26 protein-coding genes and 5 pseudogenes are annotated in these 24,180 nt (G+C 47.8%); 20 read left to right on the top strand and 11 right to left on the bottom strand.

Translation table 11 applies throughout. The features are described 5' to 3' along the window. The first annotated feature begins 10 nt into the window (after window positions 1–10). From IPG31_00445 to IPG31_00395, 11 genes are all read left to right on the top strand, one after another. A complete protein-coding gene (locus IPG31_00445; protein MBK6616894.1) occupies window positions 11–484 on the top strand; it encodes a hypothetical protein in 474 nt (157 codons plus the stop codon). Window positions 485–658: 174 nt separating this feature from the next. Next, a complete protein-coding gene (locus IPG31_00440; GenBank protein ID MBK6616893.1) occupies window positions 659–1,153 on the top strand; it encodes a hypothetical protein in 495 nt (164 codons plus the stop codon). Beyond that, window positions 1,150–1,653, top strand: coding sequence for a Dna2/Cas4 domain-containing protein (locus IPG31_00435; GenBank protein MBK6616892.1), 504 nt, complete (start codon window positions 1,150–1,152; stop codon window positions 1,651–1,653). The genes IPG31_00440 and IPG31_00435 overlap by 4 nt, the downstream gene beginning before the upstream one ends. A gap of 651 nt (window positions 1,654–2,304) precedes the next feature. Beyond that, a complete protein-coding gene (locus tag IPG31_00430; GenBank protein MBK6616891.1) occupies window positions 2,305–2,808 on the top strand; it encodes a S26 family signal peptidase in 504 nt (167 codons plus the stop codon). Window positions 2,809–2,855: 47 nt separating this feature from the next. Continuing rightward, window positions 2,856–4,922, top strand: a complete 2,067-nt coding sequence (locus tag IPG31_00425; protein ID MBK6616890.1) for a TraI domain-containing protein — start codon at window positions 2,856–2,858, stop codon at window positions 4,920–4,922. After that, window positions 4,919–5,542, top strand: coding sequence for a type-F conjugative transfer system protein TraW (gene traW / locus IPG31_00420; protein ID MBK6616889.1), 624 nt, complete (start codon window positions 4,919–4,921; stop codon window positions 5,540–5,542). The genes IPG31_00425 and traW overlap by 4 nt, the downstream gene beginning before the upstream one ends. Next, entirely contained in the window at window positions 5,526–6,539 is a 1,014-nt protein-coding gene (locus IPG31_00415; GenBank protein MBK6616888.1) for a TraU family protein, read from the top strand. Before traW ends, IPG31_00415 begins: the two co-directional genes overlap by 17 nt. A 65-nt stretch (window positions 6,540–6,604) precedes the next feature. Next, window positions 6,605–7,354: a type-F conjugative transfer system pilin assembly protein TrbC gene (trbC, locus tag IPG31_00410; GenBank protein ID MBK6616887.1), complete on the top strand. Its 750-nt coding sequence runs from the start codon at window positions 6,605–6,607 to the stop codon at window positions 7,352–7,354. Further along, the gene (traN, locus tag IPG31_00405) at window positions 7,351–9,327 is read left to right on the top strand and encodes a conjugal transfer protein TraN (GenBank protein ID MBK6616886.1); all 1,977 of its coding nucleotides are present in this window, start codon (window positions 7,351–7,353) and stop codon (window positions 9,325–9,327) included. Before trbC ends, traN begins: the two co-directional genes overlap by 4 nt. Further along, window positions 9,320–10,084: a hypothetical protein gene (locus IPG31_00400; protein ID MBK6616885.1), complete on the top strand. Its 765-nt coding sequence runs from the start codon at window positions 9,320–9,322 to the stop codon at window positions 10,082–10,084. Before traN ends, IPG31_00400 begins: the two co-directional genes overlap by 8 nt. Then, entirely contained in the window at window positions 10,084–10,482 is a 399-nt protein-coding gene (locus IPG31_00395) for a hypothetical protein (GenBank protein ID MBK6616884.1), read from the top strand. Before IPG31_00400 ends, IPG31_00395 begins: the two co-directional genes overlap by 1 nt. 60 nt (window positions 10,483–10,542) lie before the next feature. Here IPG31_00395 and IPG31_00390 read toward each other — a convergent pair whose 3' ends face one another. After that, a complete protein-coding gene (locus IPG31_00390) occupies window positions 10,543–10,869 on the bottom strand; it encodes a type II toxin-antitoxin system PemK/MazF family toxin (GenBank protein MBK6616883.1) in 327 nt (108 codons plus the stop codon). Beyond that, a complete protein-coding gene (locus tag IPG31_00385) occupies window positions 10,866–11,090 on the bottom strand; it encodes an antitoxin MazE family protein (GenBank protein MBK6616882.1) in 225 nt (74 codons plus the stop codon). The genes IPG31_00390 and IPG31_00385 overlap by 4 nt, the downstream gene beginning before the upstream one ends. A gap of 298 nt (window positions 11,091–11,388) precedes the next feature. Here IPG31_00385 and IPG31_00380 point away from each other — a divergent pair, with 298 nt between their 5' ends. Beyond that, window positions 11,389–12,003 (top strand): recombinase family protein, encoded by a 615-nt coding sequence (locus IPG31_00380; protein ID MBK6616881.1) that lies wholly within the window; start codon window positions 11,389–11,391, stop codon window positions 12,001–12,003. A 219-nt stretch (window positions 12,004–12,222) separates the two neighbouring features. Here the strand turns inward: IPG31_00380 and IPG31_00375 are convergent, their stop codons facing one another. The 4 genes and pseudogenes from IPG31_00375 to IPG31_00360 all read right to left on the bottom strand — a co-directional run bounded on the left by IPG31_00375 (window position 12,223) and on the right by IPG31_00360 (window position 14,140). Continuing rightward, window positions 12,223–12,642, bottom strand: a complete 420-nt coding sequence (locus IPG31_00375) for a transposase (protein ID MBK6616880.1) — start codon at window positions 12,640–12,642, stop codon at window positions 12,223–12,225. A gap of 137 nt (window positions 12,643–12,779) precedes the next feature. Continuing rightward, window positions 12,780–12,941 (bottom strand): hypothetical protein, encoded by a 162-nt coding sequence (locus IPG31_00370; protein MBK6616879.1) that lies wholly within the window; start codon window positions 12,939–12,941, stop codon window positions 12,780–12,782. A 220-nt stretch (window positions 12,942–13,161) separates the two neighbouring features. Then, window positions 13,162–13,406, bottom strand: a pseudogene (locus IPG31_00365) (DUF1640 domain-containing protein). A 524-nt stretch (window positions 13,407–13,930) separates the two neighbouring features. Beyond that, a complete protein-coding gene (locus tag IPG31_00360) occupies window positions 13,931–14,140 on the bottom strand; it encodes a hypothetical protein (GenBank protein MBK6616878.1) in 210 nt (69 codons plus the stop codon). Between the two features lie 207 nt (window positions 14,141–14,347). Between IPG31_00360 and IPG31_00355 the strand changes: the two are divergent. The 7 genes and pseudogenes from IPG31_00355 (at window position 14,348) to IPG31_00325 (ending at window position 19,755) form a co-directional block, all read left to right on the top strand. After that, window positions 14,348–15,774, top strand: a pseudogene (locus IPG31_00355) (IS21 family transposase). A 30-nt stretch (window positions 15,775–15,804) separates the two neighbouring features. Beyond that, window positions 15,805–16,542 (top strand): ATP-binding protein, encoded by a 738-nt coding sequence (locus tag IPG31_00350; GenBank protein MBK6616877.1) that lies wholly within the window; start codon window positions 15,805–15,807, stop codon window positions 16,540–16,542. Window positions 16,543–16,566: 24 nt separating this feature from the next. Next, window positions 16,567–16,971, top strand: coding sequence for a hypothetical protein (locus IPG31_00345; GenBank protein MBK6616876.1), 405 nt, complete (start codon window positions 16,567–16,569; stop codon window positions 16,969–16,971). Then, window positions 16,968–17,948, top strand: coding sequence for a quinone-dependent dihydroorotate dehydrogenase (locus tag IPG31_00340; GenBank protein MBK6616875.1), 981 nt, complete (start codon window positions 16,968–16,970; stop codon window positions 17,946–17,948). Before IPG31_00345 ends, IPG31_00340 begins: the two co-directional genes overlap by 4 nt. Before the next feature lie 32 nt (window positions 17,949–17,980). Continuing rightward, window positions 17,981–18,646, top strand: coding sequence for an RnfABCDGE type electron transport complex subunit B (locus IPG31_00335; protein ID MBK6616874.1), 666 nt, complete (start codon window positions 17,981–17,983; stop codon window positions 18,644–18,646). A gap of 17 nt (window positions 18,647–18,663) precedes the next feature. Beyond that, window positions 18,664–19,329, top strand: a pseudogene (gene nth, locus IPG31_00330) (endonuclease III). Beyond that, window positions 19,322–19,755: pseudogene (locus IPG31_00325) on the top strand (DUF1841 family protein). Before nth ends, IPG31_00325 begins: the two co-directional pseudogenes overlap by 8 nt. A 362-nt stretch (window positions 19,756–20,117) precedes the next feature. Here the strand turns inward: IPG31_00325 and IPG31_00320 are convergent. From IPG31_00320 to IPG31_00310, 3 genes and pseudogenes are all read right to left on the bottom strand, one after another. Then, entirely contained in the window at window positions 20,118–20,465 is a 348-nt protein-coding gene (locus tag IPG31_00320; protein MBK6616873.1) for a hypothetical protein, read from the bottom strand. A gap of 249 nt (window positions 20,466–20,714) precedes the next feature. Further along, complete coding sequence (locus IPG31_00315) at window positions 20,715–21,068, bottom strand: hypothetical protein (protein MBK6616872.1); 354 nt, start codon at window positions 21,066–21,068, stop codon at window positions 20,715–20,717. 794 nt (window positions 21,069–21,862) lie between these two features. Then, window positions 21,863–22,565, bottom strand: a pseudogene (locus tag IPG31_00310) (C39 family peptidase). A gap of 85 nt (window positions 22,566–22,650) precedes the next feature. Between IPG31_00310 and IPG31_00305 the strand changes: the two are divergent. Then, entirely contained in the window at window positions 22,651–22,815 is a 165-nt protein-coding gene (locus IPG31_00305; GenBank protein ID MBK6616871.1) for a hypothetical protein, read from the top strand. Window positions 22,816–23,200: 385 nt separating this feature from the next. On the opposite strand, the gene IPG31_00300 is transcribed toward IPG31_00305, so the two are convergent. Continuing rightward, window positions 23,201–23,650: a hypothetical protein gene (locus tag IPG31_00300; GenBank protein ID MBK6616870.1), complete on the bottom strand. Its 450-nt coding sequence runs from the start codon at window positions 23,648–23,650 to the stop codon at window positions 23,201–23,203. Then, window positions 23,631–23,915 (bottom strand): hypothetical protein, encoded by a 285-nt coding sequence (locus tag IPG31_00295; GenBank protein ID MBK6616869.1) that lies wholly within the window; start codon window positions 23,913–23,915, stop codon window positions 23,631–23,633. Before IPG31_00295 ends, IPG31_00300 begins: the two co-directional genes overlap by 20 nt. Window positions 23,916–24,180: the final 265 nt, after the last annotated feature.

The raw sequence follows: 24,180 nt of genomic DNA, 5'->3' as shown, positions 1-24,180 counted from the left end.
GGTATAGAGAATGGAAACGGTTGAACCAAAAATGCAGCATTCTATGGAAAGCCTGGAAACAATCTGGACATCTATCGAAAACCGGATCGATGAATTGGAGGCAATCGCCTCATCGATAATTGATCTCCATTGGGAACTGGTGATGCAGAACGAAAAACCAGGATGGCAAAACAAAAGCCATCTGAATTTAAGGATTCACCGAAAAGGGAATAATCTTCGAATCGACTGGACAGGGGTTAAATGGAGCAGCACTGCAAATGGCAAGAAATATCCGCTATACACACATATTACGAAAGGCAAAGGATCGCACACCTACACCCTGTCAAAACTATTTGCTTTTGCAAGGGAATGGGAAAAGCCGTTAATTGAGGAAACAGAGAAAGAGCTTGCCTGGATCAGGCGGGAAGCATTTCATCTGAACAGGGCGCTATTTTCGATTCGTTATGCGAAAGCTGCTGCAATGCGATCTAAGGAAGGCGAGTAATGTACCAAGCAAATTATCGAACCGACAGGCGTGGCTACTCAATGGCAATTTTTAAAGATTTGTTTGGTGAATACACACTTTGCTGCCATTGGTATGGGCTGTCGAACAGGAGACATGGTGCCAGGATAAGATTATTTTCTGATCTGGAAACAGCCCTGAAAGAATATAACCGGATTGACAAACTCAGAAAAAGGCATGGGTATGAGCGGCTATCGCCACAGCAGGAAGAAACGCTACCATAGCATTTCAGACATCGTATCTGCGGTTTATTGCGAGCAGAAAATGATGTTTGATCGACGGCTTGGTGACGCATCCCCCGATTTTGTTCGCAAGCGTGCGGTTGAGGGTGTAATTGAGCACAGACGGTTTGAGATCGAGCAGAAAATCCGTGTGCTGCAAAACAAGCCAGGCGAGCTAATCGACAAACGCTGTTTCATTGCCTCCAGTATCTATGGAATCGATTCGCTTGAGGCCGTAACGCTACGGAAATGGCGCGATGATGTGCTGCTGCAATCGGTAATTGGGCAAATTTTCGTCAGATGGTATTACTGGTTTTCACCTTTCATGGTAAGCAAGATGGCACACCACACATGGTTGACATCACTGATGCGCGTCGGCCTGGATAGATTCGTTGCTGTGCTCGACAAGAGCAATAAGCAAACAAAATGATGCTCGAATCAATAGCGATTACGCTGGCAATCATCGCCGTTTACTGGGTATATCTGACATGGCGCAGGTTATCCAGAGATTGGCGGCCTGCCGAGTTGAAAGCAGGAAAAGTGGTGATTATAGAAAAGGATCTGCGAATGGATAGTCCTTACCCTGTGATTGGCCGTCCCGACCAGGTATACCAACTGGAAAATGGTTTGCATGTTCCTTTGGAAAGCAAGAATCGCAATACCTATCAGGTTTTTGAAACAGACATCGCCCAGCTATCATTGCAGGCATGGCTGCTGAGACACAATGGAATGCCCACCGCCAACTATGGCTTTGTGGCGATCAACAATCGCCAAACGGGTAAACGCCGTGCGATCAGGGTGCAACTGATGGGTGAAGAGGAATGCTCCAGACTGGTTGAGCGTTATCTGAATGTTATCGAATGCAGGGTATTGCCGGAGAAAAATTATGGCCATAAATGCAAATCGTGTGGGCACCAAATGATCTGTTGATGGCAAAAGCTGCTGTCCTATAATGCCTCGGCCTTTTTCGTATCTGTGACCATTTTACTTCTTTCTGAGCTTGTCCATTTTCTAAATAATCCGCTTCTGTTTTTAACAGGGGTGAGTTTAACCACCAGCGGACCTTTCTATTTAGGAGAAAGGGGGCATTACTACTTGTGGCTAACAGTTGGGCTGGAGCATGTCTTAGTAAGAGCTAAAATCCGATATTATACCCGCCTCATTTTCCGCATACCTGACCGCGCCGAGTATAATTGCAACATAGCCTAATTTAAGCTTGATTGCCTTGGCGAAGTATCCAGTTTAAGTTGACCACAACAAATAATAAGTGGGGTATCCAGCTAAATGCGGTAAATATTTTCATGCGTTTAACTTATTGATAAAAAAGTAAAGTTTATGGTTTTTTTTGTTGTATTGAAAGTGGTATGTGTTTAGCACGTGTTACAACTTATTGTAATTTAAGAAAAATTTATTTCACATATCAAAATCACAGCATTTAGCTGGATACCCCACAAAAGATATGTGTGTTTTGACAAGTGAAGTCTAAATCATAAAAATAATGATATAACAATCCCCGATAAACGACATATCCGGTCATCTATCTGAGGTGGTTTTCTATTCTGATTGTGTAGCATGTTGTGCATGTTGAACAGAACTTATGCACATTTTTCCAGATACACACCGCTATACCTATGGCTGATAGTCGGGTGCATCGCTTTTGGCAGAAGCTACGCCATCTCTTTCAATTTAAGTGACTCATTACCGGGCACGGTTTTTCTGATCGAGAAAAATCAGGGTCTGAACCCTGAGCCTGGCGAAACAATCGCCTTCCTCTACGAAGGTGGTGCCTTCTATAGAAAAGGAGCCGTCTTTGTCAAGATCACGAAAGGACTGCCTGGCTCTATCATCACATCCACGGAAGTAGAAATCGGTCATCACGATTATTTTGTGAATGATGTTTTTGTCGGACGGACAAAACCATATTCCCAGACTGGTATTCCCATAAAAAGAGCATCGGTTGGCATCGTTCCTGAAGATCATTACTACATGGCCGCAACCCATCCAGACAGTCTGGATTCGAGATATGAGCTGGTCGGTTGGGTGCGTCGTGACCAGATCATTGGTCGTGCCCACAGGGTATTCTGATTGTGTTTGCCCGTCTGCTGAAATTTTTGGGTGTGTCAGGCGATACCATGGCATCTCCTGGCAAGCGATCCCTATCGAAACAATTTCGTGACGAAGACATTCCGCGTTACCCGCCTTTCGTTCAGGGTTTGCCAGTCATTGCGGTTGATCGGCTTATGTACACCCAGGAAGACATCATTGATCGCATCCAGCGCACCATTGGCAATCAGACTCACTTCAATCAATACTACATTCCTGTAATTGAAAGATTTGCTGCTTATGCACATCTTTTGCCTGCTTCACAATCGCATCATCACCGTGGCGCTGGGGGATTGTTCCGGCATTCTCTGGAAGTTGCACTGTATGCGCTGCAATCAGCAGAAAAAGCCCTGCCGAACATCGCGCAGACTCCAGCAAAGCGACGAGAAATGGAGACGAGCTGGCAACTGATCGTGTTTCTGGCCGCCCTGTGTCACGACGCTGGCAAGCCTGTTACCGACATGACGATTGCCAATCATGACCGCTCAAAGATATGGCGACCCATCAGGGAAAGCCTGCTTGCCTGGGCAACCCGATCAAAAGTGGAATCCTATTATCTCGATTGGCGCGAAGGCCGTGATCGCCAGCATACCGTTATGGCAAATCTGGTAGCGGACAGAATCATTGGCACCGAAACACTTGCAGGAATAGAAGAAATCAGTATCGAGATGATCATCTGGCTGATGGAGTCCTTGAATTCCAATCCTTCTGCTGCCAACCCCGTTCATGATCTGGTCATCAGGGCGGATCGGATCAGTGTGGAACGCGATCTTAAAACTATCGGCGCGACCATGGCTGGCTATGATCTTGGTGTGCCAGTCGAACGCATGCTGACCGACATCATGCGCCGCCTGATCAAAGAAAGTATCTGGCTGGTCAATGAGCCTGGTGCGCGTGTGTGGAAGCTTGCGGGCAATACTTATATCGTCTGGCCTGCTTCTGGCGAGGATATGGTGCGTGTCATTCGTGAAGAAAAGATGCTGGGGCTTGCGCATACCCCGGAAGGCATTCTCGATATGCTGGTTGAACGGGATATTGCGCAAATCAGGGAAGGTCAGTCGCCTTACTGGAGAATTGCGCCTGCCTGCCTCAAGGAGAAGATCGCGGATATTCGTTTGCAGGTAATACGCCTGAAAGACGATGTGATGGTATCCGCAATGCCCCTGCAAACGGTAGAAGGAGAAGTGATCGATGTAACTTGTGTGCAGTTGGAAGCGCCAGAAATAGCCACCCAGACACCGCAGATGGATAGCGCGCCCGCTTTTTCTGCCAAGAGTTCGCAGCAATTGGAAAATACTAATACCATCGGTGCAGTAAACCAAAAACCATCGCCAACCCTACAGGAAAACCAGCCTGTTCAGAAAGAAGCTGCTTCGCCGTCATATCCAGCATTGCCAGTATTGCCGGAAGGATTGAAACTGGATTTTCCTGACAATGAAGCAGGCAGGATTCTGCAAGTATTGCGCGATGATGTTGCATCAAACCGCAAACAGTGGGGGCAGGATGTTCTGCTCGATGAAAACGGGTATCTGCTGATCCACTGGCCAGATGCTTTTAGTGGTTGCACTTTTCCGCTAAAGAGCATTCTGGATGCGCTGTCTGATCAAAGATGGTTGTGGATCGATCCTGTAACACCCTGGAAGAAAGTAATCGATACCGAAATAAATGGCCAGACTATCAAGGTCATCCGACTGGAAAAAACCATTAGTGCTGTTTTCGTTAGGATACCTGGCAAGCCGGTATCCGGTTCCAGCAACAGTCACCCGGAAACTCAATCGACAAATTCAAAACCCGAAACCGGCATACAGCAGTCACCGCCATTACAACAATCTACTCCGTCATCAAAAGTATCAGTCAGCGGGCCTGGCAACGCATCGGACAATTTCCCCTCGCTCGATGAGCTGCTGGCAGTCGTTCGCGCAATGGATGATTTGCAAACCGATCAGGATGGCTGGCTCGAACTTGACAGAAAAATCCTGGCCAAGGCGGTCAGAAGAGCAGGATACCGTTTCACGGTGGTGCTTCTGAACAAGCTCATCAAGGAGCATTCGGACAGATTGTCGAGCGAAGGCACATTACTGCGGTGCAGGCCATGATACGCATTCATCTGCTCATCTGCTGCCTGCTTGTATTGATTGCCGGGAAACTCATGGCCGAAGACCTTGGTGTAATTGGTCCGACGTATCCAATACAGGAACGTGACCTGATCGAAGTCATGCAGTCCAGACTGAAGCACATGGAACAGACTGGCGAGCTTGCCGAATTGCAGGAAAACTACAAACAGAAGGTGATTGCAGGTATTGAGCGACCACAACCGGTTGCCGGTATCAGCACATCTGAAACCAACAAAACCTTTTATATTGATCCCTCCTTCATCCTTGACCGGGATATGGTGGACGAACATGGCCGGATCATGTTCAAGGCGGGTTACAAGGTCAATCCGCTCGATTATGCCGGTTTGAGCAAGATACTGGTGTTTTTCAATGGCGATGATGAGCGCCAGGTAGTTTTCGTCAAGCGTTTTATCGAATCAGCGGACATGCCGGTCAAGCTCATACTGATTGCCGGAGCGCCACTGGAACTGATGCGCGAATGGCAACGGGAAGTATTCTTTGATCAGGGCGGCGTTTTGTCGAAGCACTTCAGAATCACGCATTCGCCCGCAACGGTCAGGCAGGAAGGCAAAAGGCTGAGAATCGATGAAATCCACCCTTGAAAAATTGCTTTCAGCCCTGCTACTGCTTACCGTTTGCAGCGTATCCCATGCCGCTACCTGTACCGGCAAGTTTGCCAACCCAATCACCGATATTTGCTGGTCGTGTATTTTCCCGATCAACATAGGTGGGGTAAGAATCTCCTCTCTTGACCAGGAAGATACATCCAATCCGGGTGATATTGCCTGCGCCTGCGGCAATCCGCCCAGAGTAGGCATTCAGGTGAGTTTCTGGGAGCCGGTCAGGCGTGTCGATGTGGTACGTGATCCCTTTTGCCTGACCAGCCTGGGTGGGATCAGCCTCAATCCGGGGTTCGAAGCGCCCGTCGCGTCGAGAAACCGGCGTGAGGGACATGACCAGTCTTCCTTCTATCAAGTTCACTGGTACGTCGATCCGATCATTTTCTTCCTACAGGCAATATTGGACAACGGTTGCCTGGAAAATGTCGGCTTCGATATTGCCTATCTCACCGAACTCGACCCGATGTGGAAGGATGATGAGCTGACTGCCCTGTTGACTCCAGAAGTCTTTCTCTTTGGCAATCTTCCCGCACGGGCGGCTTGTGCAGCCGATTGTGTAGCAGCAACCGCAGGTTTTCCTAATAATGCTTTCTTTTGGTGCGCGGGGTGCCAGGGCAGCCTGCATCCGCTCAATGGCAATATCCAGGCACATATTAGCGGGGTACAGGCATCCAGCCTGATGGTAAACCGCATTATCGCCAAACTGCATCGAGAACTATTGATGTGGTCTGCCGCTGGTAATAATTCGATCTGTGGCTATACCCCGCAGCCAGTCATGGACAAGACCGGCTACAAATACCAGATGCTCTACCCGATTCCCCAAACTCTGAAAATTGCAGGCAAATGCTGCCAGCCGCTCGGACGCTCAACCGTATTGTGGGGCGCGGGTCGGGAGTTTCCAATCCAGGGTGAAGATTTTGCCTACCAGATCTTCAGGAAACGCAACTGTTGCCAGGGTGCCATTACTCTGGGGGAATGATGATAGCTATATAGCTATCTATCAGAATATTTATATAGCTATATAGCTGGCTATGAGGATAAGAGATGCAAAATAACCGATTTCTGTTTTTGCTTGCTGTTGTCGCAGCCCTCGTGTTCCTGCCGTCATTCTCCCAGGCGCAGGAACACCTTTTTTCGGGGAATATGATTACTGACCATGAGGCTGTAAGGCTGCCCGACGACCAGGACATAGAGAATGCCATCCATCGTGCGCGTAAAACCATGCAGCAGCTCGATGTACTTGAAAAGGGTCACGCTATTGCCATCCCTCGAATGCCCGACATCGATGCCTTGCCAAAACCAGATGTTCCGGCGGGAGACATTTCTGTCATTGCCGAGAAATTCAGGAATATGGGACAAGCCAATGCCGACAGAATGCGCTCACATGATCTGCTGGTGCTGGTGTCCCTCTCGATGCCGGAAGCAGCGTTGCGCAAACTGGCTGACCAGGCGGAAAAAGCTGGGGCCACGTTGCTGTTTCGTGGATTGAAAGACGACTCGATGATGAAAATGGGTGAAGCGGTCAAGGCTATCCTGGGGAGCCGTAACGTGCCTGTTTCCATCCATCCTCCCGCTTTCCAGCAATTCAGCGTGACCCGTGTGCCTGCTTTTGTCCTGGCCAGTCAGGAAGCAGGCAAAGTAATGGAAAATGGTTGCGCAAAACCGAAGACCTTTGTCAAGGTAAGCGGTGATGTGTCACTGGACTACGCACTCGAATACATAGAACGTACCAGTCCTGCCTGGTCGATGACAGCCAGGTCGTTTCACTCACGGATCGTTCGAGGCATCCAATGAAACATACGCTTCACCTGCTGCTGATCGGGCTGTTGTGGGTGCTGTCCGGGGCGATTTTCGCCGATGATCTGAATAATGCCTTCGAGGATGCGAAAACATTTGCCGAGAGCAGGAATGCGGGTATTTTTTCGGGGATCAATGAACAGGCGATTGCCGATAAACTGGATTATTACGGTATGCCTGCTGCCGAAGCCAGTCTTTTCCAGGATGGGCAGGGAGAGCTTACCCAGCCAGGACTCGACAAGGTAAGCAATTGTGCAGGCTATATACCCACCGGCAATGCCATGTTCGACCAGGAATGCGAAGCGGTCAACTTTATTGTTGGCAACCGGCAAACCAGGCAGCATGTCCCGCTCGCACCGGATGATCCTGTTCTGCAAAATACCCGCAATGCCAGAGACAATGCGCCAGCGGTTTTTCAGAGTAGTACCGGAATTAGCTCCAATACCGAAGGCCAGTGTGTAACTCAGACCAGTACCACCCCAGCGATTTATGCGGAAAAATCCTGCGCAGTCATCAAGGAGGTTGCGCCGCATGAATGTCTGGCTCCACGGAACATCATCATTACTCAACAGCAGGATCCCATTACCGGTGCCATTGTGCATGTGCTGGTATCCAGTGATTACGATCTAAGCGCCTGCCGCCAGTGGCATAACAATCCAAACTATCAATATGTTGGCCAGGAATGTGTATCGACTGTACCTCCATTCCCGTTGCCTCCGGAAATCAGTTTGGCAGATGTCGCTCCAGATGGCTGTTTCACCCAGAAGCGTGGATATGTTGGGCTGACCGGGGTGGAAGATCATACGGAATGCCTGGTTTATGAGAATAATCCTGAATGCACGTTTCAGTCCGACGGTGCGTGCCAACAGACCGTAACCATTAATGGCCAGCAGATATGCGTTGATCAGGAAAAAATATATAGCTGTAGAACGGCACCATCTCTGGAAAGTACGTTTCTCAACTGCTCTGGACAAAAATTCTGCATCAATGGCAATTGCTTCAATACCGGCCATCAGAATGACACTGATTTTCCGCAGGCAACGTCATCGGTCGAGATAATGAGGGAAGCCGGTGTCTACCTGAATGAAAACACTCAGCGCATATTCGATGGTGACAAGGGAAAGTGCCGCATAAAGCTTGGCGGCATCATGAACTGCTGCGCTGGAAGTTCTGGTGGTAGCACCTTCAACAATAACCTGCTGTTCAATCTGACGGTTCAGGCAGGCAAGAATGTACTGTCCTATGGTAGCAAGTATCTGTATGACGCACTTTATACTTCGACGGCACCCGATTGGATAATCAAGGGTATGTCGGCCATGATGGGAGTAGATCCGCTGAAGATTCCTTCCGGCGGGTTGCTGAGCGCATTTTCTCCCTCATTGAGTTACTTTGGGTTCAGTGCAACGCTGGGAACCACGTCAGCACCTGGGTTTGTAACCAGTGCGTTAGGCTTTGAAGGAGCGATCATACCGCTAGGAAATTCTATACCTTTTCTAGGCGGAAATATAACATTTGGTTTCGACCCGACATCCTTTGCAATAGCGGTGGCCATCATGGTTCTTCAGGAATTGTTATCCTGTGAACCGGATGAACAGATACTATCGATGAAGAAGGGGCAGAATCTTTGCCATCGGGTAGGATCGTACTGCTCGAAGAAATTCTTCGGAGTCTGTTTAGAACGGAAGCGTTCCTACTGCTGCTACAACAGTCGCCTTGGCCGTATCATCAATGCCCAGGGAAGAGCGCAAATCGGTAAATCATGGGGAACTGCCAAAAGACCCAATTGCGAAGGATTCTCTCATGCTGAATTTGCTTCAATCAATTTTGCAGCACTTGATTTATCGGAATTCTCCCGTGAAGTAATGGCAGCCGTGAGACTGCCAAATACATCGGATTTATCCGATAATGCAAGGGACGTAATCAACAGAAGGACACAAAGCTATTATGATACCGGTTCTCAAATTGAATGATTCTGCAAAGTTTCTCTTTATCGTATTACTGGTTTTACTCATCACGGGCTGCCAGTCAGTTGTTGAGCATTCCCCCCTTTCAAATTCAAGTATCCATTCGTTAGTAATGGATAAAACGGCTTTGCTTAGTTCTCGCGACTTCGATGCAAAAAAGACTGTTTACGTTAAAACATCGACATTCAAATCTGAGCATTTGCCATTGCTGGCAAACCTTATGAACGAATACGGATTTAACGTTACATCAGTCAAGGAAAATGCTTATTACAAAATGTCCGTTACGGCGTTCGTTACCATGCCATTCAAGGAAGATGGCCGTGCAATGCCTTATACAGCGGAATATCTGTTGTCGATGCGCGAGGAGCTGCCTGTCATCAAACCGCTGCTTTTACCAGGAGAACCCACGAAAAAACAGATGGAAAAAATGGTGAAACTGGTGAACAAGGCGACCAGCAACGGGGCTAATTTCGATATGGGGCCTAATCCCATCTCACTTGGTTCAACATTCGGAGGAAGTCTTGGCGGAATCGTAGCTGGTGCAGCAGTTGGCGTACTTACGACAGCAATGGGTATCGCCTCACAGAACAATATTCAGGAAGGATTGGCTGGTTTTGGATTTTCTATTATAAAAAACAAATTAATTGGGAATCAGGTTGTTGGATTCAACATTTATACCGCATCAACCCAACCCGAACACCCGGAAACATTATTGCGGGCAGCGATAAAACATGCTGCCAATGAACTAGGCGTCAGAAAATAATGTTGAGAATCACGTCAAAGATAGTCTTTCTGCCTACATCCATCTTTATAGGGATTTTCTCCTGGCAAGCCATGGCGGAAATGCCGACATACCCCAACATCAAGCCTTTACTGATCGAAGCAATTGATGCGCCGGATGGAAAGTCAGGTGGAGTCGTGACAGGTCCGCTTACCGGATTTTTCCGTCAGACGACTGGATCACAACAGCCAGTCATTGCCACGGTGACTACGGTAGCTAAATTCGATCAGCCCGGCTGCAAGCGCCTTAACCTTCACCTGAAGCAACCCGGTGTTCAGACGACATCTGGCGAGAAAAAAGATTTTGATGTGAACTATGGGTTCAACCTTTGCAGGAATGGCGATGCCCCTGACAAGCAAAGTCGAATGATCAGCAACTAGCATACGAGAAACTTATCGGTTGCGCCGTATATGATGGCGTCCGGTGGGCGAAACGACGGGTCACTTGGCGATGCCCAGGAAAACGGCCAAGCAACGCTCAACCTCCACTAATACATCCGCATCAATGTGTCCAAAGGCTGGTCCTACCTTGTCGCGCTTAACCGTCATGGCCTTATCCACCATTATCTGTGAAGGTTTCTGCAAGCCGTTCTCCGCGCTCGGCTGAACAGTAACGCGCAGCAATGGCGCAGCAACAAGCGTGCTGGTAATGAGTAGAACCGTTGCACTTACATGCTCGCTGAACTGATTGGCTTGAATTACCAACGCGGGCCGTGGCTTGCCAAAGTTTCCTTGCATGGCAATAGTCACCAGGTCGCCGCGCATCATTCCGTCCAGCCCTCTGCGTCTGCCAAGGCATCATCCATGAACTGCTGCATGGGCATATCGGCGCTGTCTGCCTGAGCCACCAGAAGGGATTGGCGGCGGCACTCCTCCGCGAAGCCTGGGTGGCGTGTGTCCGGAACCCAGATCTGCACCGGACGTAGTCCTGCCATGCGCAGCGCGTCGCGGTGCTTTTGAACTCGTGCATTTACGTGCGTAGTTCCCATGTGAAATCTCCTATCAAGTTACATGCAACATTATATCAAGATGCACGTCCATTTGGTCTTTGTGACGAAATATCGCCGCCCTGAACGACGGGGTTTTACGGCGCAACCGATAACGAGATCTTCAACTTGGACGCATTTTGCATTCGTAGTGCTCACGCAAAATTCTTGTCACATTATGATCCAAATAAACCTTTTACAATACATAGATTAAATGACGGGTTATATGACTAATATTGACAGTATTTTTCTCTTGATTTATATTGTCACATAATCGAACGTATATGTGACAAGTGAAAAAATGTTAATCGGCTACATGAGGGTATCGAAGGCGGATGGTTCTCAGTCCACTGACTTGCAGCGGGATGCGCTGATCGCGTTCGGCGTCGATCCGGCACATCTCTACGAGGATCGGGCGTCGGGAAGGCGCGATGATCGCCCAGGATTGGCAGCTTGTCTAAAGGCACTCCGTGAAGGGGACGTTTTGATAGTATGGAAGCTCGACAGGCTGGGCCGTGATCTGCGTCACCTGATCAATACCGTGCATGACCTGACTGCTCGCGGCGTTGGATTGAAGGTCCTGACCGGTCACGGTGCATCTGTAGACACGACGACGGCATCTGGCAAGCTTGTGTTCGGTATTTTTGCTGCACTGGCCGAATTTGAGCGCGAGTTAATTTCCGAGCGAACTATTGCGGGACTGGAATCGGCACGTGCTCGCGGCAGGAAAGGTGGGCGTCCCTACAAAATGACGGCCTCAAAGCTACGGTTGGCCATGTCCAGTATGGGACAGCCAGAAACAAAGATTGGTAACCTCTGCAAGGAGATTGGAATTACCCGGCAGACACTCTATCGCCATGTGTCCCCCAATGGAGAATTGCGCTCGGATGGGATTAAGCTGCTCTCTCTCGGTTGAGCAGATTGGGTATGTATTTTGGATGACTTACCGGTCAGTTTGACGACCAAACCGTTTCCCGGTACATTCGGTTCTTATGAAAAAGGGCGTTTATTTTTCCGGGTCTGCGTAAAATCGTGTAGAAAACGTGTTTTTACGAAATGTCGGGCTCATGTGGAATTTCAACGCTATAATTGATAAACAGATCATCCGGCAGAGCATAACCAATCGTTTTTTCAGCTACCCCCTGCTTAAATGGTTTTGGTCTAATTTTATGTTTTGCGCCGATGAACAATACCCTGCCCTCAATACGTAAAAGCTGTAGCCCCGTCCTTGCTTAGCTATTGATTTAATGTGATTGTTAGCCGATTCCGTGTAGGCGTTAGTTACTCGATGATCGAAGTAATTGAACGCCTCAATCTGCCAATTTCTGACGGTTGAAATCATGCCATCAAAATAGTTGAAAACTGACTCAGGTATGGAGTTAATCCACAAATCAAAGGCATTAATAGCCTCAGTTCGGCTGTAGTGTTGATCCCAAATATCGCAAAAACCCTCTTTCGCTTTATGAAGTTCATAAAGATCGGGATAGTTTTCCACCCATCCACTCAACAAAGCCTCATCCATTGGCCCCAAGTCCCGTTGGCGCTTTAATAGCAGCCAACGATCACGCTTTAATTGTAACGACTGCTCTTTAGGGTCTGTTGACGTTTTGAGATAAGCATTTCATAGATAGAAACAAACTCGTAATATTGGGGTTCCTACACACCAACAAAACGAGTTTGCGATGCCCCTGATTAATGCCGTTGCGACTTCTCCACCCGCACACCTTGCTCAATCCTGCGGCCACTACGGATACTTACCCCCGCTTTCGCAGCCGCTGTCTCCTGACCATGCCCTATCTGACGATTCTTCATATAAATAGCTTCCTGTTGATGAGTGATATGTTTTCCAGGCAAGTTCTTTCTCCTTATATAGAAAAGAACTCATACTGATACTTTCACTCAACCGGTCAAGATAATTGTCGCCTGACCGGACAGGTTAATTGTCGTCTAATACATAACGCTTAATTACAAGACCTATTTCCCCCGGTTTCCCAGGGGCGGTTTGATTGGTTTGGTGTTTGTGTTGGGGTTCGCAAGCTCACCCCAACCTACGGGCCATTCCAGGGATCTCAAGTTACAAAAATTGCCTGGAGAAATTAGCAATGGAGAGGGCAATAAGAGCCCCCATCATCCATTTGAGTAGATTAAGATCAGCTTTAATCGGCGCGATCTCGATTTGTAAATCTTTTTAGTGACCAGCTCAGATTCTTCAATTGCCGCTCGCATTGCCTCAGTCAAACCCTCCGCTTGCTTTTGGTCAAAGCCCGCCTCTTCCAATTTACGAACAAATTTATGTGTATCAAAGGTAATCATCGCCATTTCATTTTTCCTGATGCGCAAAATAAAAGTGTATCACAACAAAAAATCCCGGAGCAGCAGACCCGATTAGCCTCGCGTAATCGGGCTTTTTATACTGGTTACACCCTGCGCGGACTCATGCCAGAAGGCTACGCGCATTGAAAAGGCTATGTCATCGTTAGTTAGTGGTTGTTATGTAACCAAATGAATTTAAATAAAAATATCAATTATTGGTTTTTGGCTAATGGCTTGTTTATAAATGATAAATAGTGTTTATTTGCAGTGACCAACAATTAACGATGACATAGCCATTGAAAATTTTAGTCAATTTCGCCTGTAGAAGGGAATAAAGGAAGAATAATTGTTGGATAACAAAAAACCGCCCCCGGTTTCCCATAGGCGGTTTTTTTGGTTTGACGTTTGTGTTGGGGTTCGCAAGCTCACCCCAACCTACGGAACTACGGGCTGTCTACGAGCGGTGTTTATCGGCATATAAAGCAACCAACATCATAATCGCCGCGAAAATAGCCAAGCCTATCAATGATTCAATAGCCATTCTCTTCTCCTTTACGCAATATATATGAAACCATCAGAAAAATAACAGCTAACAAAAATAATGTTAATACACCAATAATGGTCACCTTCTCTTCAACAAATCCACCCAGTAATGCCGCGATAACCGAAGCGATGGCGACGTTATCTGAAACACTGGCCAACCCCTCTCTTTGATCTTTGTTGAATATTATTTTGTACATCGATAAATCCTACAGCACCCGTCTCGTAGAAGCAAAACTTTCCTTGTTACGTTTGCGCTTGCCCCCTATTAGACGACAATTAACCTGTCCGGTCAGGCGACAATTATCTTGACCGGTTGAGTGAAAGTATCAGTATGAGTTCTTTTCTATATAAGGAGAAAGAACTTGCCTGGAAAACATATCACTCATCAACAGGAAGCTATTTATATGAAGAATCGTCAGATAGGGCATGGTCAGGAGACAGCGACTGCGAAAGCGGGGGTAAGTATCCGCAGTGGCCGCAGGATTGAGAAGGGTGTGCGGGTGGAGAAGTCGCAACGGCAATGGCGCACGCGCCAGGATCCTTTGCGCTGGTTTGGGAGACCGAATTGGTTCCATTGCTGTACGGGGAACTTGAACTGACCGGGACTACGCTTTGGGAGTACCTGGATGATCGATATCCCGGCCAATACCCGGAGAAATTTCTCAGAAGCTTGCAGCGCCGTGTAAAACACTGGCGGGCAACGCAAGGTCCCGGTAAGGCGGTCATGTTTTGCCAGTCGGTGCCTGCCGGGCACCAGGGGTTGTCCGATTTTACCCGGCCGCGCACGGCAATTACGATTGCAGGCAAACCATTTGATCACCTGCTGTATCAGTTTCGTCTGGCTTATAGTCATTGGCGCGCGGTTCATATCATCCGGGGCGGGGAAAGTTATAGTGCGTTGGCCGATGGATTGCAGACCGCCTTGCATAAACTGGGCGGCGTGCCCAGGGAACATCGCACCGACAGCCTGAGTGCCGCATACGTCAATGCGAGCCAAAAACAAGAACTCACGCAATCTTATGCGGCGCTGTGTCAACACTATGGCATGAAGCCTACGGTCAATAACCTGGGCGTCAGCCATGAAAATGGCGCCGTAGAAAATGCCCATGGTTCGCTCAAACACCGGATTGAGCAGGCGATCAAACTGCGGGGATCTGCGGATTTCGAAAGTGTGGGTGCCTACCGCCGTTTTCTTGAACGGATCGTCGATAAGCTCAATCTGCGCTGCAGGGGGCGATTGGCGGAAGAGCAATCGCATCTCCAGCCACTGCCACGCTACCGCTTCATGGACTTCAGTGAACTGACCGTCAAAGTGACCACCAGTAGCACCATAGCGGTCAAACGGGGACTCTACAGTGTGCCATCCAGACTCATTGGCGAGAACATCCGGGTTCATCTCTATCACGATCGTCTGGAATGCTTTGTTGGCCAAACACCGGTCATTACCTTACCGCGCGCGTATCCGAAAGCGCCAGAAGGACGCGCCCGGCGCATCGATTACCGTCATGTGATTCATGCATTGGCGGCAAAGCCACAAGCCTTTCGCTTTTCCCGGCTGCGGGATGATCTGTTGCCAACGCCACAGTATCACCAGCTGTGGGCGCGGGTACAACAACAATTTGATCCCGGACTCGCTTGCAAATGGATGGTATCGGTGCTGCGTTTTGCCTACGACTATGATTGCGAGAGCCAGTTGGCCGCTGAATTGTTGCAACAACATCCGCTACCTGAACTGCAAACACTGCAAAAGCGATTTCTGCGACAGCATGCGCCGCAGCCGGACATCCCAATCAAACAACACACTGCGGATACCTACGATCAACTCCTCAGCGGAAACTGGGCAACACAAGGAGGCAGCCTCATGTCTGAATCGCTCCCACTGATGCTCAAGGAACTCAGACTCCCTGCCTTTGGCCAGCATTACCGGCACTTCCAGGATCAAGCCGCAGAACACGCCTGGAGCTACAGCCAATATCTCGCCGCCCTGTGCGAACAGGAAGTCGCCCAGCGCTTCCAAAGCAGAATCAGAAACTGGACGCATGAAGCCAGACTACCGCGCGGCAAAAGCTTTGCCACTCTGGCTCTGACCGAACTGCCTCAAGCCGCTCAGAAAAAAATCATCACGCTGCGCGACAATACCTACTGGGCGAGCCAGGCAGACAATGTGTTGCTGATCGGTCCCTCCGGTGTCGGCAAATCACATGTGGCGGCAGCATTGGGGTTGCATTTGATTGAACAAGGCATCCGCGTCAAGTGGATATCAGCTACCGCACTCGTTCAACTCCTGCAGCAAGCCAAGAAAGAACTGGATTTGATGTCCGCCATGACGCGGCTGGATAAATACCGTGTACTGATCGTTGATGATATCGGCTATGTCAAAAAGACCGATTCGGAAACACAAGTATTGTTTGACTTCATTGCCCATCGCTATGAAAGCGGAAGTCTCATCATTACTTCAAACCAGCCTTTTAGCCAGTGGGATCAAATCTTCCCCGACACCATGATGACTGTTGCCGCCATCGACCGGATCATCCATCACGCAACTATCATCGAAATCGACAGTGAAAGTTATAGGAGGAAAAACCAGAAAAAATCATGAAGTAGCTAATAAACTCAACCGGCCATCATAATTGTCGTCAAAGCGGCCAAGATAATTGACGCGAGATATCATGCACAATATCGTGATTTTCTGCTAAAAAGTAATGTCAATTCATACTTGGTTACTTTTCATGAAAATAATCAACTACGGATGGTCAGTATCATCGATCAGGTGCCAGATGGTTTATCATCGGTTTATACCTTCTTTGATCCGGATATTAGTAATGCCAGTTACGGAACATTCAACATCCTCTGGCAGATCGAACAGTGTCGCAGCAAGCACCTGCCCTATCTTTATTTAGGTTACTGGATCGCAGATAATCGCAAAATGTGCTACAAGTCGAATTTCAGACCCTTACAAGTTTTCGTAGATAACCAGTGGCAAGAAAAGCATGCTATTCCCCAAACAAACGGTCTCGATGCCCTATAACCTGCTGCGCCCACTCCTTTTTTCTGCTGGATCCCGAAACCGCCCATACGGTAACGCTTCGGTCTCTCGATCTACTCCATCGTACAGGTTTAATGACCTGCCAACCCATTGCCTGCACGCCAATACAGGTAATGGGGTTATCCTTTCCCAATCCGGTGGGACTGGCGGCCGGTCTCGACAAAAACGGCGCTTACCTCGATGCACTTGCCGCGCTGGGTTTTGGTTTCATCGAAATTGGCACAGTCACACCCCGTCCGCAGTCAGGCAATCCCCGACCACGATTATTCCGGATTCCTGAAGCACAGGCGATCATCAATCGTATGGGGTTCAACAATGAAGGCGTGGACAGCCTCCTGATCAATGTTGCCAATGCTCGTTATCAGGGAATATTGGGCATTAATATCGGAAAAAATGCGGATACTCCACTGGCAAGTGCCGTTGATGATTATCTGATCTGTCTGCGCAAGGTATACTCCATTGCCAGTTACATCACGATCAATATTTCATCACCCAACACCGTTGGACTCAGACAGCTGCAGCAAACAACAGAACTCGACAATCTGTTACAGGTGTTAAAAAAAGAGCAAACTCGCTTAAGTGATCAGTACAGCCGCTATACGCCACTGGTAGTCAAAATTTCACCTGATCTGGAGTCACAACAAATTGAGCAGATCGCCCAGCTGCTTATCAAGTACCGCATGGATGGGGTTATCGCAACCAATACCACCCTTTCCCGGAATGAAGTGGAGAACCTTCCACACAGCAACGAAAGCGGCGGTTTAAGTGGTGCACCGCTTACAATACGCAGCCATGCCGTCATTCAACTACTCGATGAGTATCTGCAAGGAGCTATTCCCATTATTGGTGTCGGTGGCATCATGCAACCTGCCGACGCGCAATCAAGAATTATGGCAGGCGCCAGTCTCATCCAGCTTTACTCCGGCCTGATTTACCAGGGGACCCGATCTGGCAACTGAAACGATCCGAATATTGTGTGAGAAAAACACTCATGGCTGACAAATCTACACTCATCAAGCAAATTGATGCAATTCTGCCGCAGATCCATTGTGGTCAGTGTGGTTATGACGGCTGCCAGCCTTACGCGGTGGCAATCGCCAACGGTCAGGCCAACATCAACCAATGCCCTCCAGGCGAGAATGCCGTAATTGAACAGCTTGCACGGCTGCTCAACCTTGCTTCCAAACCACTTGATACGACTTACGGTTACCCCAAACCGCGAGCGGTAGCTGTCATCGATGAAACTCAATGTATCGGCTGCACATTCTGTCTGCGCGCCTGCCCGGTGGATGCCATCGTGGGTGCGGCCAAACTGATGCATACTGTCATTACACAGGAATGCACCGGCTGCGAGCGCTGTCTTGCGCCTTGCCCCGTGGATTGCATCCACATGCAGGCTGTACCGGAACTTGTCGTCAACGAAAGTGAGGGACAGAAAACAGCGTACATGCAGCAAGCGCGGGAACGTTATCATTTTAGGAAACAAAGGCTTGCCAAAAATCAGCAAAAAAAACCCAACCCGGAAATTAATCAAAGCCAGCAAATATTCTCTGGTGATATTTTCCAGCAACCAAACCGTCACACAAAACAAGCAACCATCGAGGCCGCGATGGCTCGCGCTCATGCTAATCTCGCCACACCCACCGGCAAACCCTAGCAGCTTCTATTTTAGAAATGAATGCCTCCAAACGTCAACAAATCTTCACACGCTTTCGGGAAACCAATTCCGCCCCAACGACTGAACTCGAATATCAAACCACTTCTCAATTGCTGGTAGCCGTCATTCTCTGCTCAGGCGACTGATAAAAGCGTCAACCTGGCAACCAGAAAACTTTTGCGGTGGCTGACACCCCTGAGAAAAATCCTCGCGCTCGGCGAAAGTGGCCTGAGTGAATATATCCAGCGTATCGGGTTGTATCGCACCAAAACCCGGAATATCCTTGCTACCTGTGTATTGTTACTAGAACACCATGCTGGTGAGGTTCCACGTACCCGTGAAACGCTGGAGCAATTGCCGGGAGTGGGACGAAAAACCGCCAATGTCATTTTAAATACGGCGTTTGGCGAACCCACCATTGCCGTGGATACCCATATTTTCCGCGTGGCTAACCGTACTGGTCTGGCGCCGGAAAAAATGTGCTGGAAGTGGAGCAAAAACTTGTCAAGGTGGTGCCGAAAGAATTCCTCCAGGATGCTCATCACTGGCTAATTCTTCATGGCCGTTATATCTGCAAGGCGAGAAAACCTGAATGCAATATTTGCCCGATTGTGGATTTATGCGAATTCAGGCATAAAAACTTACCCAAAGATAGGGAGCTCACCACGAATCAACATGTTTAATCCGAGCAGAGCCGAGGTCCGGCAATTTTTCTTTGATACCTGCAAAAATATCAGCTCAGGCAGACTCTATCCAATATGGAGACCATTACGCTTGAAGTCATACTTCAGCACCCCGAATATCATCCCATCCTGAAAAACAGCGAACATTATCTGGAACAAAATTATCCACCCGAGATGGGTACAACCAATCCTTTTTTGCACATGAGCATGCACGTTGCCATTCGTGAGCAACTGGCGATTGATCAACCTGTTGGCATTCGTACAAAATTTGCGCAACTTTGCAAATTGACAGGAGACGAACATGAAGCGGCACACCACACGATGGAGTGCCTTGCGGAAATGCTCTGGCAGTCACAACGCAATCAGAGCGCGCCTGATGCCGTTATTTATCTTGACTGCATGGATCGCTGGCTTCAGAAAAGGTGATGGCAAACACCACTAGAAAGTCATGGGCACTCTAAGGTTAAGTCTTGCGTCTTGGGCGTTGTCCGTCGCTCCGATACCCACAGACAGGTTGATATTCGTTCGCAAGTTATACCTGTATGAGTAGCCTAGCAAGAACTGCCCGATATCCAAGGCACTCCCTCCAATTCTGTCACCAGCAACTCGAGTATTGAAAAAATGCTGGTGCGAATAACCTAAATTAAACGACGTGCGATTATTAACCGTAAACCCCATACCGAATGTAATCCCCACACCATCACCCGCATCAACCCTACCAAAGCTTTCTTTGGTTGACATCGTATAGGTATAACTCAGACTACCAAAAACACTGCGGGATCAGTTGGCTACAGCGAAGTTATGCTTGGTTGGAAAGTAAAGAAACCCGACCCCGTAGGCACCTCCAACGGGAATCTAAATGAAAGAGGCTCAACGGGGTTATTAGGGTCGATCTGTGTTACATCTAAGGTTTTGAGTCTGAAAGGACTTTTACCCGTTGGCAGTGTTGTCAACAAATTACCAACCAGAATTGGCCAGCCCCCAGTACCCCTGGTCAATTGATAACGGGCTGCAAACTCGATATCACCCAGACCATGCCCATCAGCATTAAAGATTTGATCGTTCGCAACACCTGTACTAAAAGGCCGAGCTCGCTGGATATCCGCCCGATAGGCATAAGGAACCCCGGCTTCCACCTCCAACCGCTCGGTCAGGCCGTATCGTAAACCCAGGCTACCAAAAAACTGTGCCGTTTTACCTGGCGAATATCAGTTAAGCCAATTACGATGGCTGGTAAAAAAGTGAATGCGTCTACAAAAACACGATTATCGTCAGAAAAAGCGTAACTTAAGGAGGGTTCAAGAACATACTTCCCTTTTTGGTTAAAACCCCCCACCGTCTCAGACAATCGAGGCATTTCTGGCGGCCTTTCCGGTTCCGCAGGTTTAGGTGGAGCCCGCCAACTGGCCCAGAGGGTACCTGCGCGGCCACAGTTTTGGGCTTATCCTCTTTGTACCGACAATAGGCGACTGTGGTGTGCCAGACTGTTTAGAAAGTTGCTCAAATTGTTTTTTTAGCCGTTCAAGCTCTTTCGTTTGCTCCCCCAGTACTTGACGTTGCTGCTCCAGTTTTTTCTCTTGCTCAAGCAAAAGCTGCCTATACTGCTCTATCGAAATTTGTTGATTCCCTTCTTGCGCACAAACCGTATTGATGAGAAAAAAACAACTGACAAAAGAAAGGTATTTTTGAGATTCTCCAAAATAAGCACTCATTGCTAATTTTGTTGCCAACGTTTTCATCATTGTAATTTTCTTTCATTTTGGTTCAGCAAAGTGATATCAAGAAGGCCAGCCATACAGCTATCATTATATGACCGCTATCTTCAAAAATAGCGATGATTATATGAACGGGGAAAGATTATTTAACTTGAGAAGATTATGGAATTAAACAATCTTCGTGGTTCTATTCAAGCGAATATGACAACTATCTATTAAAGCTAAAGACGCTATCGGTAAGAAGGGGCAAATGCCATGCATTGCCAGTGGAGTTTTATTATTCTGCGGTATCTTTACTCAAAAATCAGCATTACTGTAAATTTGGCATAATCAGATCAGTAATAACTGTACTAGACCTCAAGTCCAGATTCTGCAGATTACTTATTTCTATATTGAGCTCATTAATACTTTTAATCGACTGATTATCCAAACTATTTTGAATAATAGAACCGATAACTGATCCGACCAAATCTTGCCCCAAGTTTCCACTTCCATTTTGGATCAACACACCGTCTATCGGGAATTGTATAAATGAGGAAGCCGTTTCAATTCCATTCAGAAAATCAGTCTTTCCAGACTTATATTAACAACCATTCCATTTGGCAGGGTAAAGCCGCCTCTTTGCTGGGCCAACTCATCATCAGTCGCGCGTATCAATTGGCTGTATGGGTCACTAAAATATCGTCAGGGTATCCAGCATCTGCCAGCGTATCTCGGGCGAGAGCAAGATTTAGCTAGAAAGTCAGCAACAACACCAACTGCAAAATTTTATGCTTGATCATATCGTTGCAAGTAAACATGCCAGACACCCAATATAGTTAAAAATCCAAAGGACCTGTCACCTGTCCGCGTATCAGCACGAAATATTCGCTTAAACTTAACTGGTCAACCGCACCCCTAACGGAGCCAAATGGGTATGCCATTCTTCTTGCTTGTGAGATGCTTCTGTCTGAATACCACCGTTATCATGGACCATAAATAAAATACGCTCACCCCACATCTTTTCAAATTCATCGCGAGGAATAATTTTGACTCCTACCGCAGGATCACCAACCAGGACTTTTTGCTCGGTTACACCCTTGATAATAACGAATTGTAAATAAGCCATTAAGATCAATAATTGTAATTGCCGGACTATTGAATTCGCGCAATTTATCCAGGTTTATCTTAAATCCATCCGAACCGTAACCATGCAGCCCCAGATAGTTTTTCATATCGAGCATTGAAAACCTTGATCCTTAATTTTTTCCTGATCGCCATGCTCATACATTTCTAGAAATACGGTCTTTTCGCTCACCACATTACCGTAATGAAACGTGAGCAGACTAGCCAACGCTGCAGAGCCGCAACTAAAATCAAATTCTTGTTTATAAACCGTATCAAACTTCATCTCGGCAAAACTTTTGTCGAGACAAGATAATTCCCACCTCCCGCCATTCCATTCAGATCCAGCGCAACGAGATGGCTACTCACCAACATCGTCATAGCGGTCAAAAACAATTTATGCAAGAAGTTTTTCATAACAAAATCAATTCACTATGGTGACATTTACAATGGTGAATCTTGAATAACCACATTGTTACCACTATTTTGAATAACTGAAAACATGCCGTTGGCTCCAGAAAAAGCGCTGGTATCAATTATGTTTGTGCTGGTGACATTGTTAGTTGCCGCGCTACCCCGTCAATGTTGCCTTCTCAACATTCATAGTATTCAGCATTGTGCTATCCACTCCCCACCCATTCCTCGTACCGTCAAGTCTATCCAGTGAAACATCCCCAGTCGGAGGGGTAGCCCTCAGTTATCGAAACCTTTGCAAGCTGATCGGAAGAAGCATTAACGGTACAAACAGGCAATATCAGGGCAAAGAGAAGACACATTACCTTTAATATTGGATTCACTGTTCTCCAGAGTTTATAACTTCGTTATTTGGGAGGCTGCTGACAGGACCACCTTCCCATCGGCAACTCTTCACTGACTAAAGTTCAGCAACACCGAACGATTAGTGAACGAAATTTGGTTAACATTCACGTTACCCTGAAAAGACACTTCTAGCTGTGTCAACGCATTGGCAGCATGATTTTGTACAACCCGGGTGATACCAGCAGCAACGTGAATGCAGCGCTAATAGTATTGTCAGCAGCATAAGCAAGGTATCAGCTGAACCTGAAGCCGGATACACCTGATCCCGCACCTTTGCCTGTTACCGCACCGCTCAAGTCTGAGTTACTGACTTCGTAGGTGGCAGAAGCATTGCCGGTTTGTGCTGCAGCAGACCCATTACCATTTGCCGCTGTTTGGCTGTTGTCGCTGTTATTGGTGTTATCAACAGAAGCGGTACTGCCATTGTTGCTGGCAGCACTGCCAGAACCAGCATCTGCAAAACTGTTATCGCTGTTAATACTGTTATCCACGGTAGCAGTGCTGCCGTTGTTGGCAGCGGTACTAGCTGAACCCGCATCTGCGGAACTGTTATCGCTGTTGTCGTTGTTGTCCACGGTAGCAGTGCTACTGTTGTTAGCGGCGGCGCTGAAGGAACCCGCATCTGCAAAGCTGTTGTCGGAACGATCAGAAGTAGCGGTACTGCTATTGCTGCGCTGCAGCATCTACACCAGTAGCCGAGCTGTTGTCGCTGCTGTCGCTGTTGTTGCTGTTGTCGCTGTTGTCGCTGTCGTTACTGTTGTCAGTATGATCATCAGTAGTAGCCACTGGCTGTTGTTGCTGTTGTCGCTGTTGTTGCTGTTCGCTGTCGCTGTTGTTGCTGTTGTCGCTGTCGTCGCTGTTGTCAGTATGGTCATCTGTCGTATTTGCCACGCCGTTATTGGTATTGTCGATATGCGGTTGAATATCCGTTCGCAGCAATGCTAGCAACGTTTTTGACTACTTGTCGTAGTTGCAGTTTGATCATTTACGGTTTCAGCGGTCTTCGTTTGATTGGCCCTGGCGTTACCCGCAACACCAAAAGCAAAGTACCATACTCGCAACCAACACTTTTTTATTAAATTGATTCATGCTTTTCCTGATTAGATATTTCTTAATATGCTCAACCTGATTAATGAGCATTAACATTTACGTTGCCTTGGAAAGACACTTGTTGCTGTGTCAAGGCATTGGCGCTGTGATTTTGGACAACCTG

The organism is Nitrosomonas sp. (assembly GCA_016703745.1).
GTDB lineage: Bacteria > Pseudomonadota > Gammaproteobacteria > Burkholderiales > Nitrosomonadaceae > Nitrosomonas.
Note: the sequence above shows the minus strand (reverse complement) of the source record. Positions and strands in the feature narration are given on the sequence as shown.